This window comes from Xanthomonas cucurbitae (genome assembly GCF_002939885.1).
Lineage (GTDB): Bacteria > Pseudomonadota > Gammaproteobacteria > Xanthomonadales > Xanthomonadaceae > Xanthomonas > Xanthomonas cucurbitae.
The window spans coordinates 1-18,637 of the sequence record NZ_MDED01000018.1 but is presented as its reverse complement, the minus strand read 5'-3'; the positions used below and the strand labels follow the sequence as shown (position 1 = coordinate 18,637).

Annotated in this window: 13 protein-coding genes; 9 read left to right on the top strand and 4 right to left on the bottom strand. The window is 65.0% G+C overall.

What is annotated here, in order from left to right; genetic code table 11:
* Window positions 1–148: 148 nt before the first annotated feature.
* Entirely contained in the window at window positions 149–1,732 is a 1,584-nt protein-coding gene (locus XcuCFBP2542_RS10960) for a transglycosylase SLT domain-containing protein (protein ID WP_104603608.1), read from the bottom strand.
* Between the two features lie 281 nt (window positions 1,733–2,013).
* Between XcuCFBP2542_RS10960 and XcuCFBP2542_RS10955 the strand changes: the two genes are divergently transcribed.
* Window positions 2,014–3,519, top strand: coding sequence for a helicase HerA-like domain-containing protein (locus XcuCFBP2542_RS10955; protein ID WP_104603607.1), 1,506 nt, complete (start codon window positions 2,014–2,016; stop codon window positions 3,517–3,519).
* A gap of 188 nt (window positions 3,520–3,707) precedes the next feature.
* Window positions 3,708–4,214 (top strand): transcription elongation factor GreB, encoded by a 507-nt coding sequence (gene greB, locus XcuCFBP2542_RS10950; RefSeq protein WP_104603606.1) that lies wholly within the window; start codon window positions 3,708–3,710, stop codon window positions 4,212–4,214.
* Window positions 4,215–4,334: 120 nt separating this feature from the next.
* Here greB and rimO read toward each other — a convergent pair whose 3' ends face one another.
* Window positions 4,335–5,708, bottom strand: a complete 1,374-nt coding sequence (gene rimO / locus XcuCFBP2542_RS10945; RefSeq protein ID WP_104603605.1) for a 30S ribosomal protein S12 methylthiotransferase RimO — start codon at window positions 5,706–5,708, stop codon at window positions 4,335–4,337.
* A gap of 182 nt (window positions 5,709–5,890) precedes the next feature.
* Between rimO and XcuCFBP2542_RS10940 the strand changes: the two genes are divergently transcribed.
* The 4 genes from XcuCFBP2542_RS10940 (at window position 5,891) to XcuCFBP2542_RS10925 (ending at window position 7,598) form a co-directional block, all read left to right on the top strand.
* The gene (locus XcuCFBP2542_RS10940; RefSeq protein ID WP_104603604.1) at window positions 5,891–6,553 is read left to right on the top strand and encodes a dienelactone hydrolase family protein; all 663 of its coding nucleotides are present in this window, start codon (window positions 5,891–5,893) and stop codon (window positions 6,551–6,553) included.
* Window positions 6,550–6,978: an HIT domain-containing protein gene (locus XcuCFBP2542_RS10935; RefSeq protein ID WP_104603603.1), complete on the top strand. Its 429-nt coding sequence runs from the start codon at window positions 6,550–6,552 to the stop codon at window positions 6,976–6,978. The genes XcuCFBP2542_RS10940 and XcuCFBP2542_RS10935 overlap by 4 nt, the downstream gene beginning before the upstream one ends.
* A 28-nt stretch (window positions 6,979–7,006) precedes the next feature.
* Window positions 7,007–7,174, top strand: coding sequence for a LiaI-LiaF-like domain-containing protein (locus XcuCFBP2542_RS10930; RefSeq protein WP_042598366.1), 168 nt, complete (start codon window positions 7,007–7,009; stop codon window positions 7,172–7,174).
* Window positions 7,175–7,415: 241 nt separating this feature from the next.
* Window positions 7,416–7,598 carry a LiaF transmembrane domain-containing protein gene (locus tag XcuCFBP2542_RS10925; RefSeq protein WP_104603602.1) on the top strand — a complete coding sequence of 61 codons (183 nt, stop codon included), beginning with the start codon at window positions 7,416–7,418 and terminating at the stop codon, window positions 7,596–7,598.
* Between the two features lie 60 nt (window positions 7,599–7,658).
* Here the strand turns inward: XcuCFBP2542_RS10925 and dcd are convergent, their stop codons facing one another.
* Window positions 7,659–8,228: a dCTP deaminase gene (dcd, locus tag XcuCFBP2542_RS10920; protein WP_010366727.1), complete on the bottom strand. Its 570-nt coding sequence runs from the start codon at window positions 8,226–8,228 to the stop codon at window positions 7,659–7,661.
* A gap of 96 nt (window positions 8,229–8,324) precedes the next feature.
* Complete coding sequence (gene apbC, locus XcuCFBP2542_RS10915; protein ID WP_104603601.1) at window positions 8,325–9,176, bottom strand: iron-sulfur cluster carrier protein ApbC; 852 nt, start codon at window positions 9,174–9,176, stop codon at window positions 8,325–8,327.
* 396 nt (window positions 9,177–9,572) lie between these two features.
* Here apbC and XcuCFBP2542_RS10910 point away from each other — a divergent pair, with 396 nt between their 5' ends.
* The 3 genes from XcuCFBP2542_RS10910 to XcuCFBP2542_RS10900 all read left to right on the top strand — a co-directional run bounded on the left by XcuCFBP2542_RS10910 (window position 9,573) and on the right by XcuCFBP2542_RS10900 (window position 18,488).
* Window positions 9,573–12,524: a TonB-dependent receptor plug domain-containing protein gene (locus tag XcuCFBP2542_RS10910; RefSeq protein ID WP_104603600.1), complete on the top strand. Its 2,952-nt coding sequence runs from the start codon at window positions 9,573–9,575 to the stop codon at window positions 12,522–12,524.
* A 363-nt stretch (window positions 12,525–12,887) separates the two neighbouring features.
* The gene (locus tag XcuCFBP2542_RS10905) at window positions 12,888–15,980 is read left to right on the top strand and encodes a TonB-dependent receptor (protein WP_104603599.1); all 3,093 of its coding nucleotides are present in this window, start codon (window positions 12,888–12,890) and stop codon (window positions 15,978–15,980) included.
* A gap of 405 nt (window positions 15,981–16,385) precedes the next feature.
* Entirely contained in the window at window positions 16,386–18,488 is a 2,103-nt protein-coding gene (locus tag XcuCFBP2542_RS10900) for a M13 family metallopeptidase (protein WP_104603598.1), read from the top strand.
* Window positions 18,489–18,637 lie beyond the last annotated feature (149 nt).

Here is an 18,637-nt window from a genome sequence, read left to right as displayed (position 1 = left end):
CTTCGTCGCGGCCGGGTCCGCTCCTACGGCAACCTGGACGCACCGCTCTCGTAGGAGCGGACCTGGCCGCGACAGGGCATTCCCGGCGACGTTACGTGCGCCAGCGCGACCCGGCGCAGTTCGCCGATGCGGTAACGGCCGCGCCAGGTCAGCGATCGCACCCTGCCAGCTTGATACTCTGCCCCGGCTTGAGCGCATACGACGGTGCCTTCAGGCCGTTGGCCTTGGCCAGCGTCTTGATCTCGCACTGGTACTTCTGCGCCACCCGGCCCAGCGTGTCGCCCTTGGCGATGGTGTAGCTGCGCGCCTGCCTGACCTTGGGCTTGGCGATCGCCGGCTGGCCTGTCGCCACGGTGGTCGGCACGCCAGCCATCGGGCTGACATCGCCCACCGCCACGCTGGGGATGTATTCGGTGGCGCTGCTGCTACGGACAATCGCGCTGTTGAGATCGGCGGTGATGAGGGTGCGCGCCAGGTCCGCGCGCGGGCCGTTGATGCAATAGCGCGTGTACAGGCTGGCAATGCGGTTGGTGGCATTGATGACGGTGCCGGCGGGCATCCAGCCATCGGGTTCGTAGCGCGGGTTGAGGTTGCGCAGCGCGCGCATGTAGCCATCGCGCGTGCCCATGCCGCCCAGGCAGATGGTGAGCTCGTAGATGGTGGTCGACTTGGCCAGCTTGATGGTGGCCGGTTGCGCGTCGAGCTTGGCGAAGTCCACGCCGTACCGGCGTGGGTGCAGGAAAATCCACGCTGCGGCAATCACCATCGGCACGTAGTCCTTGGTTTCGGCCGGGAACTGGTTGTAGACGTCCTGCTCCCAGAAGCCGCGCCCACCGGACTGCGCGAACACGCGCGCCGCGCGCCCTTCGCCGCCGTTGTAGGCGGCCAGCGCCAGCTCGATGCTGCGGTTGAGCCCGGCCATGCGCTCGTTGAGATAGGCGGCGCTGGCTTCGGCTGCGCTACGCGCATCGAAACGGGTGTCGAAACCGGTGCCGTCCGGGCCCAGCCCGAAACGCCGGCCGGTGGCGGGCATGAACTGCATCAGCCCGGCCGCACCGGCACGCGAGTTGGCGTGCACCTTGCCATTGGATTCCTTGGCCATGATGCCGAACAGCAGCGCCTCGGGCAGGCCGCGCTTCTGCCATTCCGGCCACATCACCCCGCGCAGGTTGCTGTAGTTCTCGTAGCTGGTCATCAGCGCCGGCCGCATGTCGGTCAACCAACGGCGGATGCCGGCCTGCACCGCCGGGTTGTACTGCACCATCCTGTCGAAGGCGTGGCGCTGGTCGTTGAGCAACGAGGCCGCACGCGCGGCCTCGGGCACGCCGTTGGCGGCCGGACCGAGATGATCCGGATCGGCCTGCAGCAAGGTGTCGTCGTCTTCCGGGTCTTGCGCTGCGGGCGCTTCGGCATCGGCGCGTGCCTTGAGCAGGCGCTTGTAAGTGGCCAGCTGGTTGGCGACCAGGCAACCGCGCTGCTTGATGCAGGCGTCGATCACGTCCTCCATGTCCTCCAGCGCGGCGTCGCCTTCGGCGGTGCCCTTGGGGTCGGCGTTGTTCACCAGTACCAACGCATCGCGGTAGCGCTTCTCCGCGGCGGCCATGCGTGCGTCCAGCACGGCGACTTTTTCGGTATCGCGCTTGGACAGGGCCTGGGCGGCAGGAGCGAGGGACAACAGCGCCAGCACGGCCAGCACGGGCCATGGGCGCAAACCAGAATGAGCGAGCGGCATCGTCGGCAGGACAGCGGAAAGGCTGGCAGGGTAGCCGCCGGGGCAACACCGGGGCAAGGCGCGGCAGCGCCCAGGGTCAGTGGCCCGTTAGCTTGGCGAGCAGGCCGGGCGCGGCGACGGCCCGGGAAGCGCAGGGTTCGGCGGGTGGGTCACGGAGCCGGGCGCCCCGGGACGCGACCCGGTCCTGCCGAGGCCGCATCGGCCCTTCCATTCATCGCAGGCCACGTTGGCCTGGCGAGGTTGCCCGCTAGAATCCGGTCTTTCCCCATCGGATCTGTGCAATGGCCTCGTTCCTGCTCGGCAAAGGCGTCACCGACGGCATCCCGGTCATGCTCGAAGCGCGCTTCGGCAATCGGCATGGTCTGGTGGCCGGCGCCACCGGCACCGGCAAGACGGTGACGCTGATGACCCTGGCCGAAGGCTTCTCGCGGCTGGGGGTGCCGGTGTTCCTGGCCGACGTGAAGGGCGACGTGGCCGGGCTGGCGGTGGCCGGCGATGGCGCGCCCGGCGTGCTGCAGCGCGCCACGGATGTGGGCATTGCCGACTACGCGCCGGTCGCCAGCCCGGTGGTGTTCTGGGATTTGTATGGCCAGCTCGGTCACCCGGTGCGTACCACCGTGAGCGAGATGGGCCCCATCCTGCTCGCGCGCATCCTGGAACTCAACGACACCCAGTCCGGCGTGCTGGACATCGTGTTCAAGCTCGCCGACGACCGCGGCCTGTTGCTGCTGGATCTGGACGACCTGCGTGCGCTGCTGGCGCTGGTGGTGGAAGAACGCAAGGAGTTGTCCACCAGTTACGGGCTGGTGTCGGCGCAGTCGGTGGCCGCGATCCAGCGCGCACTGCTGCGGCTGTCGCAGGACGGCGGCGAGCAGTTCTTCGGCGAACCGGCACTGGAGCTGGCCGAGCTGATGCGCGTGGCGCCGGACGGCCGCGGCGTGATCGGCATCCTGGCGGCCAACCAACTGGTGCTCAAGCCGAAGCTGTATTCCACCTTCCTGCTGTGGCTGTTGTCCGAGCTGTTCGAGGGCTTGCCGGAAGTGGGCGACCTGGAACAGCCCAAGCTGGTGTTCGTGTTCGACGAGGCACACCTGCTGTTCGACGATGCGCCGGCCGCGCTGGTGCAGCGTATCGAACAGGTGGTGCGGCTGATCCGCTCCAAGGGCGTGGGCATCTACTTCTGTTCCCAGTTTCCCGATGACATCCCCGACACCATCCTCGGCCAGCTCGGCAACCGGGTGCAGCACGCACTGCGCGCCTATACGCCGCGCGACCAGAAGGCGGTCAAGACCGCGGCGCAAACCTTCGTGGCCAATCCCAGGCTCGATGTGGCCAGCGCCATTTCCAGCCTCGGCACCGGCGAAGCACTGGTGTCGCCCTTGCAGGGCAAGGGCGTGCCGGCACCGGTGCAGCAGACCCTGATCGCCCCGCCGCGTTGCCGCATGGGGGCCATCAGCGCGCCCGAACGCGCACAGGTGCACGCGACCAGCCCGGTCGGCACGCGCTACGACACGGCCATCAACCGCGAATCGGCCGCCGAACGGCTGGCACGCCGCGTCGAACAGGTCGCCACCCAGACCGCTGCCCCACCCGCCCACACCCGCGAGGAAGAGGACGCGCAGGACAGCGGCTTCGGCAAGGCGGTCAAGGACGCCGTGTTCGGCACCGGCCGCCGCCAGGGCATGCTGGAAACCATGGCCAAGCAGACCTCGCGCACCATCGGCAGCAAGATCGGGCAGCAGATTGTGCGCAGCCTGTTGGGCGGCATCTTTGGTGGAAGGCGTTGAGCACGACCAAGGGCCACACACGCGTCTCTCGGGGGTGATCTGGCGCGCGCGAAGCTGATGCAGGCGCATCTTCCACCTGCCGCCACCCGCGCCCGGGCATGGCCGCACGCCTGGCGGTGCAGCGACAGATGCGCCTGCACGCCGGGCGCGCTAGCATCGCTGCCCGCCATTGCTTCCCCCACCCGCCAATGAGCCGCTGGCGCCCACCTGCCGAAAAAAGCACCGCGTTGATTACAGCCGAAGGGCATGCCCGCCTGAAGGCCGAGCTGGAAGAGCTGTGGCGCGTGCGTCGGCCAGAAGTGGTGCGTGCACTGGCCGCCGCCGCCGCCGAGGGCGACCGATCGGAAAATGCCGAATACACCTACCGCAAGAAGCAGCTCGGCGAGATCGACCGCCGGGTGCGTTACCTGAGCAAGCGCCTGGAAGCGCTGCGGGTGGTGGACACCGCGCCCACCGACCCGCAGGCGGTGTTCTTCGGTGCGCAGGTGGCGCTGGAAGACGCCGACAGCGGCGAGCTGCTGCGCTATCGCATCGTCGGCCCGGACGAAACCGACGCCGCGCGCGGCTGGATCAGCATCGATTCGCCGCTGGCCCGCGCGCTATTGAAAAAGCGCGTGGACGACGCGTTCGAGGCGCAGTTGCCGGCCGGCAGACATAGCTTCGTGGTGGTGTCGGTGGAATACGGCAGCCAGTAGGCAGCTGATCCCAACCTGCTGACGTGTAGGAGCGCGCTTGTGCGCGATGGAGCCTTATCGATAACGCCTCATCGCGCACAGGTGCGCTCCTACCGAGCGACGCGCACCAGCCGGGGCCAATCACACCATCTGCAGGTTCAACGACCGCCCTTGCTGGATCGCGACATTGGCCGGCAATGCATCGCCGAACAGGTCGTGTTCGTCGCTGTCGGTGATCTCCACATCGACCAGGTCGCCGACCTTCAGGCCAAGCTCGCCGCCGTTCTGGATATGCACCAGGCCATCGATCTCCGGCGCATCGGCGCGCGAACGCGCCACGGCGATATCGTCTTCGATCAGGTCGACCAGGCATTGCTGCACGCTGCCGATCTTGGCGTCCAGCCGCGCGGCGGAAATCTCCGCCTGCCGGGCCATGAAGCGCGCCAGCCGCTCCTGCTTCACTGCTTCCGGCACCGGGTCGGGCAACGCGTTGGCGCTGGCGCCGTCCACCGGCGAATACGCGAACGCGCCGACGCGATCCAGCTGCGCCTGGTCCAGGAACTCCAGCAGCGATTCGAACTCGGCATCGGTTTCGCCGGGGAAACCGACGATGAAGGTCGAGCGCACCGTGATCTCCGGGCACATCGCCTTCCAGCGCTGCACGCGCTCCAGCGTCTTCTCCACCGCGCCGGGCCGCTTCATCAGCTTGAGGATGCGCGGACTCGCGTGCTGGAACGGGATGTCCAGATACGGCAGCAGCTTGCCTTCGGCCATCAGCGGGATCACGTCGTCCACGTGCGGGTACGGGTACACGTAATGCAGGCGCGTCCACACGCCCAGCTCCGACAAACCTTCGCACAACGCCTTCATGCGGGTCTGGTACATGCGGTCGCGCCACGGGCGCTCGGCGTACTTCAAGTCCACGCCGTAAGCAGAGGTGTCCTGCGACACCACCAGCAGTTCCTTGACCCCACCACGCACCAGCCGCTCGGCCTCGCGCAGCACATCGTCCACCGGGCGCGAAGCCAGATCACCGCGCATGGACGGGATGATGCAGAAGCTGCAGCGATGGTTGCAGCCTTCGGAAATCTTGAGGTACGCGTAATGCCGCGGGGTCAGCTTGATGCCGTAGTCGGGCACCAGATCCACGAACGGGTCGTGACGCGGCGGCAGCGCTGCGTGCACCGCTTCCATCACGCTCTGGTAGTCCTGCGGGCCGGACACCGCCAGCACCTGCGGGTAGGCCTCGCGAATCTGCTCCGGGCGCTTGCCCAGGCAGCCGGTGACGATGACCTTGCCGTTGGCATTCATCGCCTCGCCGATGGCATCCAGCGATTCGGTCACCGCCGAATCGATGAAGCCGCAGGTATTGACCACCACCACGTCGGCGGCGTCGTAGCTGGGCACAATGTCGTAGCCCTCCACGCGCAGCTGGGTGAGGATGCGTTCGGAATCGACGAGCGCCTTCGGGCAGCCAAGGCTGACGAAGCCGACTTTGGGGTTCAGCTGGGACATGGAAGCAGGAGCCTGGGAACGGAGCGGCCTGGGGCCTGGGCAGGGCCAATTATAGCGGCGTGCGGGCAGCGCTCTGAACCGCCGCGCCTCGCCGGCCCGGCCGGCTTTGCGAAACCCTCACTTTTCACGATGCCGGTCCGGTCGATAATGCGCGCCTCCCCCACCATGCATCAGGAAATTCCATGGGTCACTGGACCACGCTCGACACCCCCGACGGCCAGGTTGCCGCCTGGCATGCCACCCCCGCCTCCAGCCCGCGCGGCGGCCTGGTGGTCATCCAGGAAATCTTCGGCGTCAACGAACATATCCGTGCAGTGGCCGACGACTACGCCGCGCGCGGCTACGAGGTGCTGGCACCGGCCTTCTTCGACCTGGAAGAAAAGGACGTGCAGCTGCCCTACGACCAGGAAAGCGTCCAGCGTGGCCTGGCCTTGGCCGATGCGGTGGGCCTGGAACGCGCGGTGGAGGTGGTGAAATCCGCCGCCACGCTGCTGACCCGCGCCGGCAAGGTAGGCACGGTCGGCTATTGCTGGGGCGGTTCGGTGGCGCTGCTGTCGGCCATCCGCCTGGGGCTACCCTCGGTGAGCTACTACGGCGGCCGCAACACCCAACTGCTGGACGAAACGCCCAAGGCGCCGGTGATGTTCCACTTCGGCGAGCGGGACGCCAGCATTCCGCCGGAGGCGATCCAGGCCCACCGCGAGAAGCTGCCGCAGATGGAAACTTTCGTGTATCCCACCGGCCACGCCTTCAATCGCCGCATCGACCCGAACCACTACCACGCCGACAGCGCCGAGCGGGCACTGGAGCGCACCCTGGACTTCTTCCAGGCGCACCTGGGATGAACGCGCCGTCGCCGGCGGCCGCCGGTTTCCAGCTCGATGCGCGCCTGGCGGCCGATAGCGTGTTCGTCGCCGACGGGCCGCTGTCGCAGGTGCGGCTGATGGACGACATCCGCTTCCCCTGGCTGGTGCTGGTGCCGCGGGTGGCCGATGCCAGTGAATGGATCGACCTGGACGGCGGCCAGCAGCGCCTGTTGCTGGCCGAGATCAACCAGCTCTCGCACCTGCTGCGCGTGGAGCCGGCAGTGAGCAAGCTCAATCTCGGCGCGCTGGGCAATATCGTGCGCCAGCTGCATGTGCACCTGGTCGGCCGCCATCCCGGCGATGCCGCCTGGCCGGGGCCGGTGTGGGGCAGCGGCAGTGCGCAGCGCTTCGCCCCCGACGCCCTGCAACAGCGTGTCGCTGCGTGGGCGCAGCGGCTACGATAGACGCCCGTTCGCCAACTGCCTGTCTCGCATGAAATCCAATGTCGTCGCCGCACTGATCCTGATCCTCGTCGGCCTGCTGTTCCTGGCCAACAACCTGGGCTGGACCAACCTCAGCCTCGGCCGGCTGATCGCCACCTGGTGGCCGGCAGCGCTGGTGGCCTGCGGGGTTGGGATGCTGTTCGGGCGCGGGAAGTAGATGGGGCGGGAATCGGGAGTCGGGATTGGGGAATCGTCAGAGCGGTGTGCTTGCGCTGGAGGTGCTCCGTTCGACCATGCAGCTCTCGTCGGCCACCCGTCCCTGCGCCATGCGTGTCGCACAGGCAGGCAGCCGGCAGCGGCCCGATATGACGACTGTCATCCGCAATCGCTGACGTCAGGCACCTGATGGCCGGGCGCGGCAGGCGCAATATGGCCTCACACCCAACGAGGACATTGCCATGCAACGACTGATTCCCGGCCTGTTTCTAATCGTCCTGGGCGGGTTGTTCCTGCTCAACAACCTCGGCCTGACCCGCATGAACCTGGGCGAGCTGATCGCCGCCTGGTGGCCGTTGATGCTGATCTGGGGTGGCATTCACCAGTTGGTCCGTTACCGCCAGCGTGGGCTGGCGGCGGACTGAGCCCCAGGCGCCCAACCCGGCCAACCGCCTGCAACAGCGGGATGCCACCACTCCAGGCCATCAGGTCCGCGGCAAGGTCACCCCGGTCTGGCCCTGGTACTTGCCACCGCGATCCTTGTACGAGGTTTCGCACACCTCGTCAGACTGGAAGAACAGCATCTGCGCCACACCTTCGTTGGCATAGATGCGCGCCGGCAGCGGCGTGGTATTGCTGAACTCCAGGGTGACATGGCCCTCCCATTCCGGCTCCAGCGGCGTCACGTTGACGATGATGCCGCAGCGCGCGTAGGTGCTCTTGCCCAGGCACACCACCAGCGTATCGCGCGGGATGCGGAAGTATTCCACCGTGCGCGCCAGTGCGAAGCTGTTCGGCGGGATGATGCAGACGTCCGATTCGATATCGACAAAGCTGCCCGGATCGAAATGCTTGGGATCGACAATGGTCGAGTTGATGTTGGTGAAGATCTTGAATTCGCGCGAGCAGCGCACGTCGTAGCCATAGCTGGACGTGCCGAAGCTGACGATGCGCTGCCCGGCGGCATCGTGCTTGATCTGGCCGGGTTCGAACGGCTCGATCATCGCGTGCTGTTCGGCCATGCGCTTGATCCAGCGGTCGCTCTTGATGCTCATGCGGTGTTCCTTGAAGACGGGAGGCGGCAGGCCGGGCGGCCCGCGCGAAAGACGGCGAATTCTAGCAGCGGCCGCCGGTGACGGCCGGCCGAGCGGCTAGAGCAAGGAGGCCGAGATCGGGATGCTGGCGCGCGGGCGCTTGCCCAGCTCTTCCGACAAGCGCCTGGCTGCCGCCAGATAGGCCTGCGCCGCCACCGACTCCGGCGCCGCCACCACGATCGGCCGGCCCGCATCGCCTTGCTCGCGGATGCCGATCTCCAGCGGCAGCGATCCCAGCAACGGCACCCCGTACTGCGCCGCCATGCGCTCGCCGCCGCCTTCGCCGAACAGATGCTCGCGATGCCCGCAGTGGCTGCAGGTATGCACCGCCATGTTCTCGACGATGCCCAGCACCGGCACCTCCACCTTTTCAAACATCTTCAAGGCTTTACGCGCATCCAGCGTGGCAATGTCCTGCGGGGTGGTGACGATCACCGCCCCGGCCACCGGAATCTTCTGCGACAGCGTCAGCTGGATGTCGCCGGTACCCGGTGGCAGATCGATCAGCAGGTAGTCCAGGTCGTCCCACAGGGTGTCGTTGAACAACTGGGTCAGCGCGGAAGTCGCCATTGGCCCGCGCCAGATCATCGGGGTGTCCTGGTCAACCAGCAGGCCGATCGACATCGCCTCGATCCCGAACGCGCGCAACGGCTTGATCGACTTGTTGTCCGGACTGTCCGGGCGCCCACTCAGGCCCAGCATGGCCGGCACGCTGGGACCATAGATATCGGCATCCAGCACGCCCACGCGGGCACCTTGCCGCTGCAAGGCCAGCGCCAGGTTCACCGCCGTGGTCGACTTGCCCACCCCGCCCTTGCCCGACCCCACGGCGATCACATTGCGAATCCGCGGATGCGGCGCCAGCGCGCCCTGTACCGCATGCGCGGCGATCCTGCGTTCGCCGCTCATGTGCGTCCACCGCGTGCGGCACGAGCGGGCGTGCCCCACCTGCCTGTCGTCATCGTTTCCATCGTCCGATCCAGTTCATCTTGCGCAACCGCCACCGGCGCCCATACGCCTGCGCTAGCCGCCGAAAAAGACGCCCAGTGTACCGGCTGCCACTGCAGCGGCCGACTCGGCAATGGCGCCGGCCACCGGCGCCGTTGCGACCGGCATCTGTGTCAGACAGTGCTACATTTCACAAAGATGGACACACGATTAAGGAATTGTTACGTTCGATGCTCAGTTCAGCCGCCGCTCAGTGAGCGCGACTGCTTCGCATCGCATCCCTGCAAGGAATCAGCACATCATGTCGAGTCGTCCCCAGACCCCTGATCGTCGTCATCGCCTGATCGTCGTCATCGCCTGAGCGCCGCACTGCTGACCGCGCTTCTGGCTCCCGCCGGCCACCTCGCCGCGCAGACGGAAAATGGCGTGGCTCCCGGCACCACCGACCTGGACAAGGTCTCGGTCACCGGCTCTCGCATCGCGCGTACCGGCTTCGTCACCCCGTCCCCCGTCACCGCGATCAGCGCCGAAGAGATCCGCGCCACCGGCGCCACCACCATCAGCGACCTGATGGCACGCATGCCGGCGCTGGCGCCGACCTTCACCCTGGGTAACTCCACCCGTTTCATCGGTACCGCCGGCCTGGGCCTGCTCGACCTGCGTGGCATGGGGACCGATCGCACCCTGGTACTGGTCAACGGCCGCCGCCATGTCGGCTCCAGCCCCGGCGCGACCGCAGTGGACGTCAATACCATCCCGGTGGAATGGGTCGAGCGCGTGGAAGTCATCACCGGTGGCGCCTCGGCGGTATACGGGGCCGACGCGGTGGCCGGCGTGGTGAACTTCATCCTCAAGAAATCCTTCACCGGCTTCGAAACCCGTGCACAGACCGGCCTGGCCGACGAAGGCAACTACAACCGTTCGTTTGCCAGCTTTTCCGCCGGTACCGACTTCGCCGAAGGCCGCGGCAATGTCGCGGTGTCGGCCGAATACAGCACGCAGGACCGCTTTGGCCGAGGCAACCGCGCCATCGGCCGCGAGTACCTCATCAGCGTACAAAACCCCAACTTCGACCCTACCCGGCCGCCGAGCGAGCGCAATCCACAGAACGTACTGAGCGGCCCCGGCGGCAACCATTCCACGTCCTACGGCGGCACCTTCAACCTGGGCACGTTCGACTTCCGCAATCCGGCCACCTACGGCAACCGCTACCTGTTCGACCCCGACGGCAGCTTCCGTCGCAACCGCTACGGCGGCACCGTGGTGAGCAACACCGCCTGCGTGGATTGCGACTTCGTCGATCTCAATGCCGTGGCCGACCTGCAGCCGGGTTTCGATCGCAAGAGCCTCAACACGATGGTGAATTTCGAGCTGAGCCAGAACCATCGCCTGTTCTTCGAAGGCAAGTACAGCGAGACCGATTCGGAGTTCTTCGGCCAACCCACCTTCGACAGCTCGCTGCGCGTGCGCCGGCAAAACCCGTACGTCAGCCCCCAACTCGGCGCATTGATGGATTCGCGTGGCGCCACGCAACTCCTGATGAACCGCTTCAACGTCGATGCCGGCCGCCGTGGCGAGAACATCGAGCGCAAGACCTACCGCGCCGTGCTCGGCGCCGAAGGCAACTTCACCGACAACTGGACCTACGACGTCTCGGCCAACTATGGCAAGACCACCATCGACAGGCGCAACCTCAACAACCGCATCAACGAGCGTTGGCAGGCCGGCATCGACGCCGCGCGCGACGCCAGCGGCACTATCGTCTGCCGCACCACGCTGGACCCGACCGCAGTCAACCCCAACACCGGCCGTGTGTACTCGGCGCTGGCGCGCGAAGGCTGCGTGCCCTTCAGCATCTTCGGCAATGGCGCGGTCACGCCCGAAGCCGCCGCCTGGTTCAACAGCACCGCACGCTCGCAGGCCAAGATCCAGCAGACGGTGTTCAACGCATCGGTCGCCAACAGCAGCCTGTTGTCGTTGCCGGCCGGCGACATCGGCATCGCCGGTGGCGTGGAATACCGCAAGGAGCAAAGCGAGGAGATCACCGATCCGCTGGCAGCGTCCGGTGTGACCTTCCTCAACGCCATCCCCAACAGCGGCGGCGAATACAACGTCAAGGAAGTATTCGTGGAGAGCACCATCCCGCTGCTGGCCGGCCTGCCGGGCGTGGATCGCCTGGCGCTGGATGTGGCAGGGCGCTATTCGGACTACAGCAGCATCGGCTCGACCAAGACCTGGAACGTTGGTCTGGACTGGACCATCATTCCGTCATTGCGCCTGCGCGGCACCCTGGCGCAGGCCGTCCGCGCACCCAGCATCGGCGAGCTGTACGACTCGCAGAGCGAGAATTTCGCCACCATCAACGATCCCTGCAACTATCTGCCCACCAACATCAACCGCCCGGGCACCGCTGGCGACGTGGCACTGCGGCAGGCCAACTGCAGTGCGCTGGGCATTCCGGTGGGCTGGATCGACACCTATACCGCCACCCGCCCGGGCGTCAGCGGCGGCAATCCCGATCTCAAGCCCGAACGCGCGCGCAGCCTGTCGTATGGACTGGTGTGGCAGCCGGAGTTCTTCGAAGGTTTCGGCATGTCGATCGACTATTGGCGCATCGACCTGCGCGACGCCATCGGCGCAGTGACGGCCGAAACCAACGCCACCCGTTGCGTGGACAACCCCGGCGGCATCAACAACAGCTTCTGCGGCTTCGTGCAGCGCGCCCCGCTGGGCGGCTTCACCGATCCGCAGGGCCGCATCTATCCGGAGCACAGCATCACCGGCTGGCAGGCGCTCAACGAGAACCTGGCCCGCTCACGCCGCGTGGGCGTGGATCTGGAGATGGATTACCGCTTCCAGATCGGCGAAGGCAACACCGTGCTGCGTCTGGTCGGCACCCGGCTGATCCAGTCGCGCGAATGGGTGTTCCAGGACTTCCCGGCCGAGTACGACGAGTACGTGACCTACGTGACCGACCCGCGCTGGCGTGCGCAGTTCCAGACCAAGTACAACTGGAAGGAATGGCGTGCCTCCTGGGACATGAACTATGTGGACGGCAACCTGCGCGTGACCCCGGAGAGCTACAACAGCAACCCGGGTTCGGCCAGCACGATCAAGAACGGCTCGTACACCTACCACAACTTCCAGTTCGGCTATCAATTCCCCGGCTCTGAGATCGACGTCTACCTGGGCATCGACAATGCCTTCGACAAGGACCCGCCGCGCAACTACTTCGGCTCGGATTTCAACTCGGCGCTGTACGACAACGTCGGTCGATTCTTCTACATGGGGACCACGGTCAGGTTCTGATCGCTCCCGCCACTGGTGTACCGAAGCCCCGCTTGTCGGGGCTTCTCCCGTTTTGGATGGCGCACCGCGCGATTGCGGCGACGCACGCGTCCACCGTGGCGCGCTATTCACGGAAACTGGCCCGATCCGTATCCCAAACAACTGATACGACTGCAACCATGCTCGAGCCCGTTCATCGAGATGCGAATACGCGCATGCATTTGTGCGGAATTACGCAACATCGATGCGGATCCAATCTTATTCAGCAATGAATGATCGCAATCGCTTGCGCTCGACAGCACACATTCATTACGGTCGGGTTAAGGCCACCTGAGCTTCAGGCGACCGCCCCTTAACCGATGTTTCTGTTGAAGAAGGTCAGCAATGAGCAAGCAAGCAAGCCACCAACGCTTCAAACGCACCGCCCTGGCCGTCGTGCTGGGCGCGTGCCTCAGCCACGGCGCAGCCTACGCACAGAGCACCACCGGCAGCATCTACGGCAGCGCCCCGGCAGAAGCCGGCAGCAGCATTGTCGTGCAGAGCGATACCGGTCTCAGCCGTACCATCACCGTCGATGCAAGTGGCCGCTACAACCTCGGCTCGTTGCCGGTCGGCGCCTACACGGTCACGCTGAAGCGTGGCGATCAGGTCATCGACACCCGCAAGAACGTGCAACTGCGCGTCGGTTCGGGCACCGAGGTTTCGTTTGCCAGCGCCAGTGCTGCGAGCGGCAACGCCGATGCGACCACGCTTGGTGCAATCACCGTGACCGCGGCCAACGTCCCCAAGATCGATGTGACCTCTACCAGCTCGCGCTCGGTCATTACCTCCGAACAGCTGGCAACGCTGCCGCTGGGCCGGAGTGCTGAAGCCATTGCGTTGCTGGCGCCTGGCGCGGTGGCAGGCAGCGGTGCCTTCAACAACGGCTCGCGCTCGGTGGTTTCTTTTGGCGGTTCCGGCGTCACCGAAAACGCGTATTACATCAATGGCTTCAACGTCAGCAATCCCTTGAGCAACCTGGGCGGCGTCAGCCTGCCCTATGGCGCAATCGATCAGCAGGAAACCTACACAGGCGGTTACAGCGCCAAGTACGGCCGTTCGACCGGCGGCGTCATCAATCAGCTGGGCAAGCGCGGCACCAATGAGTGGCGTTTCGGCGCGCAGGCTATCTGGGAACCGAAAAATCTTGCAAGTTCCGCTGGCGATGTGTGGTACCCCAATAACACATTGAACGCCAATCCGCGTTACCGCTACGAAGATCCTGAACTACCGGGCACGATTTACCGCCGCAGCAAGGGCGATGTGCAAAGCCGAACTGTCTACAGCGCTTACGCAGGCGGCCCGTTGATCGAGGACAAGTTGTTCATCTTCGTGGCTGGCGAAACCGACAAAACCGACGGCGCAGTCACCAGCACCGCCACGGCGGCAAGTGCACAGGGGCGCAACCACTACAACTACAGCTCGCCGAAGTTCTACGGCAAGGTGGACTGGAACATCAACGACAGCAACATCCTGGAGTACACGCGTATCGAGAACACCGATCGGCGTGCAGGCTCCTTCAACAATTACAGCTACGACACCCTGTCGGACGGCGGTCCATCGGGCTTGTTCCCGGATACCTTCAAGATCAAAGATACCTACGATGTCTTCAAGTACACCGGCTATATCACCGACGACCTGACCTTGAACGCCATGTGGGGAAGGAGTACTCAGCACAATCAACAGTTCAACCCGCTGGTTTCTTCGCTGCCATTCATTTCGGGATTGAACCTGCAAAATCCGGCAATCACCGGCGGCACGCCGATTTCCAACGATCAGGCCACCAATCGCTCCAAGGCCGACGACCCGATCAACAAAACCCGCAACCTGCGGCTCGAGTTGAATTATCGGCTTGGTAATCACGACCTGACCGCAGGCGTGGACAATATGTATTTCAACGCGTACGACGAAGGCGTTCGGACCACCGGCCCCGGGTATCAATGGACCTACAACCGCGCTGTCGACGAGGTCACGCCCGTTCGCGGCTCTCTGGGTGTCGGTGCGACCGGCCCGGGAACCAATGGCTATTACGCGCAACAGCGCATCTTCACTACCACCACCAGCATGGCCGTGGAGCAGAAGGCCTACTATCTGGAAGATCGCTGGCAGGTCAACGACAACTGGCTGTTGACGCTAGGTATTCGCAATGATCAGTTCACCAACTTCAACAGCGATCATGTGCCCTATGTCGACAGCGGCGATCAATGGGCCCCGCGCCTCGGCGCCAGTTGGGATGTCTTCGGCGATTCCTCGCTCAAGGTCTTTGCCAACCTCGGCCGTTATTACCTGGCCCTGCCCAACCAGGTCGCAATCCGCGGTGCATCGGCCTCCACGTTCACCGACGAGTACTTCGCCTACACTGGCATCGACGCGAACGGCGAGCCGACAGGACTGCGTCCGATCGGACCCGGGCCGGTCTCCAGCAATGGCGAGTTCGGCCAGGCACCGGATCCGAATGCATTTGCACCGACAGACCTGCAGTCGCAATACCAGGACGAACTCATTCTCGGGTTCGAGAAAACGCTTGGTGAAAGCTGGAATTCAGGCGCAAAGGTGACGTATCGCAAGCTGCAGGCGGCCATCGACGACGTCTGCGATACCGCTCGTATCGCAGACAAGATCGACGCCAGCGGCGGCGACTCCAGCACTGTCAGTATCCCCGGCTGCGTGATGTTCAATCCCGGCAAAACCAATACCTACAGCCTGGCCAATACCAACGGCTCCGGTTCCACGCAGGTTGCGATGTCGCAGGCTGACTGGGGTTTCACCGACAAGGCCAAACGCAGCTACGTGTCCGTCGATTTGTTCGTGGAACATCCTTTCAACGAAAAGTGGTACGGCCGCGTCGACTACACTTGGTCGCACAGCTACGGCAACACCGAAGGCCAGGTGAAGTCCGATCTGGGCCAGGCCGACATATCCAAGACCCAGGATTGGGATGCTGCAGCATTGATGTATTACGCTGGCGGCAGCCTTGCCAACGACCGCCGACACCAGCTCAAGGCGTTCGGCGCGTATCAGATCAATCCGGAATGGATGGCATCGGCGACACTGCGCGTCATGTCCGGCACACCTATCACCTGCCTGGGCTTCTATGGCGGCCCCGACGCAGAATCGCTCGACTACGATCCGATCGGCTACGGCTCTGGCTACCATTACTGTGGCGGCGAGCCATCCCGCCCTGGCGATGCAGGCCGTACACCCTGGATCAAAAACCTGGACCTTGGCTTGAGCTACCGTCCTGCGTTCGCCGACCACAAGCTGGCCGTCGGAGTGCAGGTCTTCAATGTCCTCAACGACCGCACGGTCAATCGCGTCGATGGCGTGTACGAAGGAGACTCTCCGTTCGTGGTGTCCAACACCTATCGTGTGGGTCTGCAGCCCTACAACTACAATACTCCGCGCTACGTGCGCCTCACTGCGTCGTACGACTTCTGATCGATGCGGGACGGAAGCGTCGCAACGACGCTTCCGTCGATCCACAGGCACTGACTTTGAGCCTCGGTCACGCCGAGGCCCTCTTTCTAGCCTCGCCGAAATCAGCAATTGCGCTTCGATGGCGGCCTTCTCCGTTGCCGCTTGGGTGTCGACAGCGGGCGGTGCTGGGCGTGCTGCACGGCGTGCATGTCCGCACCAGCGGCGCTACACCCGACTAATGCGCTGGCCGTCCAGCGATTATCCAGCGCGCGTCCTGATCGGCGGCATGGGCATCTCTCATCCATGACCTTCGACACCATGCGCCGGGCCGTACAGAACGGTAGAGTGCCGGCACGGCTCCGCTGTGACGGCGCCTCCCAATCGACTGTTGCTCCTGGAGCCTTTGTGATCCGAACACCTCATCTATTGACGCTGACCCTGGCCGTGGCTGCCGCGCTGAGCGGTTGCAAGAAGCCGGAAGACGCCGCGCCTGCGGCCGCTGCGGGCGACGCCGCGGCCACCACCCCGGCAGCCGCCAAGACCCTGACCCTGGACCAGAGCAAGCTGCCGGCGGTAAACCGCTTCACCGCGGCCGATCTGGACCCCAACGGCAGCGCCTGTACCGATCTCAATGCCTACGCCAATGCCAAGTTCCTGGCCGCCAACCCGGTGCCGGGCGATCGCACCAGCTGGGGTGCATTCGAGATGCTCGACGAGCGCTCCAACGCGATCCAGCACCAGCTGGTCGAACAGGCCGCCGCCGACACCGGCGCCACCGGCGTGGAAAAGATCGTCGGCGACCTATGGTCTACCGGCATGGACGAGGCCAAGATCAATGCCCAGGGCATCGAGCCGCTGAAGCCGGAACTGGCCGCCATCGACGCCATCAGCGACCAGGCCAAGCTGGTGGACTACCTGCGCAGCAGCGCTGCCAAGGGCAGCAACGAACTCTTCAGCTTTGGCGCCGAGGCGGACTACAAGAAGTCCAGCCAGAACATCGCCTACGCCATGCAGGGCGGGCTGGGTCTGCCGGATCCGGAGTACTACACCAGCGCCGGCAACAAGGTCAAGCTGGAGGCCTACCAGGCGCATATCGCCAAGGTACTGGAGCTTTCCGGCGTGGCCGCAGCCGATGCCGCCGCGCAGGCCAAGCAGGTGGTGACATTCGAAACCCGCTTGGCCAAGGTCTCCAAGACCAGCACCGAACTGTCGCGCGACACCAAGCTGGCCTACAACCCGGTCAGCCCGGCCGAGGCCGACAAGCTGACGCCGAATTGGTCATGGACCGAGTTCTTCAAATCGCAGGGCGTCACTCCGCCGGAGATGTTCTCGCTGGCGATCCCGGCCTTCCACCAGGAAGTGAGCAAGATGATCGCCGACACCGACCCGGCCATCTGGCGCGCCTACCTGCGCTTCCACGCCGTCGATGGCGCTTCGCCGTTCCTGAGCCAGCCGTTCGTGGATGAGAGCTTCGCGTTCTACAACAAGACCATGCGCGGGCAGAAGGAAATCAAGCCGCGCTGGAAGCGTGTGCTGGCCACCATCAACGGCCAGGCCGGCGAAACCCTGGGCCAGATGTACGTCAAGGTCGCCTTCCCGGCTGATTCCAAGGCCAAGATGGAAACCCTGGTCACCAATCTGCGCACCGCGCTGAAGGCCCGCATCGAAAAGCTGGACTGGATGAGCCCGGAGACCAAGGCCAAGGCGATCGCCAAGTGGGAGAGCTTCACGCCCAAGATCGGCTACCCGGAAAAATGGCGCGACTGGAACGGCTTGAGCACTGGCCGCGACAGCTATCTGGGCAACGTGCGAGCCGCGCAGGAGTTCAACTACAAGTGGAACCTGTCCAAGATCGGCAAGCCGGTGGACAAGACCGAATGGGGCATGAGCCCGCAGACGGTCAACGCCTATTACAACCCGCTGCAGAACGAGATCGTGTTCCCGGCCGCCATCCTGCAGCCGCCGTTCTTCGACCCGGATGCACCGGAGGAAATGAACTACGGCGGGATCGGTGCGGTGATCGGCCATGAGATGACCCACGGCTACGATGACCAGGGCAGCCGCTTCGGTGCCGATGGCAACTTCATCCCCGATCCGGGCTGGTGGACGCAGAAGGACCTGGACGCGTTCAAGGCCCGCACCGGCAAGCTGGTGGCGCAGTTCGACAGCTACCGCACGCCAGCAGGCGACAAGGTCAAGGGCGACCTGACGCTGGGCGAGAACATCGCCGACCTGGGCGGCCTCAACACCGCCTACGACGCGATGAAGACTGCCACCGCTGGCAAGGACGATCCCAAGACCGACGGCATTACCCGCGACCAGCGCTTCTTCCTCAACTGGGCCACGGTGTGGCGCCGCAACTTCACCCCGGAAGAACTGGTGGTGCGCCTGAAGACCGACCCGCATGCGCCGGCCAACTTCCGCGCCATCGGTGCACCGTCGAACATGCCGGCCTTCGCCGCCGCGTTCTCGTGCAAGCCGGGCGATGCAATGGTGCGCCAGGGCGACAAGCAGGTGGTGATCTGGTAATTGCGCATTGCTGTAAATGATGCGGGCGGCGATCGAAAGATCGTCGCCTTTTTTTTGGGCTCATCGCGGATTCGTGTGGGTGCCTTGAGGCCCCTGAAGCTGCGTTGAGCCTTGGAAACAGTCCCTTCCCGCCATCCCAGAAGGTGGTG